The 812-nt window shown below is 68.6% G+C and carries 1 protein-coding gene; it reads right to left on the bottom strand.

The window, feature by feature from the left end:
- On the bottom strand, positions 1-812 hold an 812-nt coding region (locus G9C89_RS24925), incomplete at both ends, for an acyl-CoA dehydrogenase family protein (RefSeq protein WP_172153389.1).

Genomic DNA, 812 nt, shown 5'->3' on the forward strand with positions numbered 1-812 from the left:
CCGGCTTCGCGCAGGCTGGCGGCGTGATGAACCATCTGCCGCGCCACGGCGATCTGGGTGGCCATGTCGGCCAGACGAAAGGCCACTGCCTGGTGCTCGATGATCGGCTTGCCGAAGGTCACCCGCTCGTGGGCGTAGTCGCGCGCCGCTTCGAAGGCCGCGCGCGCCATGCCCACCGCCTGCGCGGCGATGCCGATGCGTCCGCCCTCCAGGTTGCCCAGGGCGATGCGATAGCCCTCGCCCTCCTCGCCCAAGCGCAGGCTGGCCGGGATGCGCAGTTCGTCGAGCTGGATCTGGCAGGTGTCGGAAGCATGCTGGCCGAGCTTGTCCTCGACCCGCACCACCGAGTAACCGGGCGTATCGGTGGGCACGATGAAGGCGCTGATGCCCTTCTTGCCGGCCTGCGGATCGGTCACGGCGAAGACGATCACCATGCCGGCGTGGCTGCCGGAGGTGATGAACTGCTTGCTGCCGTTCAGTACATAGTGCTCGCCGTCGCGCCGGGCGCGGCTGCGCAGGACGCTGGCATCCGAGCCGGCCTGGGGTTCGGTGAGGGCGAAGGCACCGAGCATCGCGCCCTCGGCCAGCGGGCGGAGGAAGCGCTGTTTCTGCTCTTCGCTGCCGTACTTGAGGATCGGCATGCAGCCGACAGAGTTGTGCACGCTCATGATGGTCGAGCAGGCGCCATCGCCGGCGGCGATTTCCTCCAGAGCCATGGCGTAGGCCAGGTGGCCGGTCTGCGCGCCGCCCCAGTCTTCCGGCACCAGCATGCCCATGAAACCCAACTGGCCCATCTCGGCAATGGCCTCGGC

Source organism: Pseudomonas tumuqii, assembly GCF_013184545.1.
GTDB classification, from domain to species: domain Bacteria; phylum Pseudomonadota; class Gammaproteobacteria; order Pseudomonadales; family Pseudomonadaceae; genus Aquipseudomonas; species Aquipseudomonas tumuqii.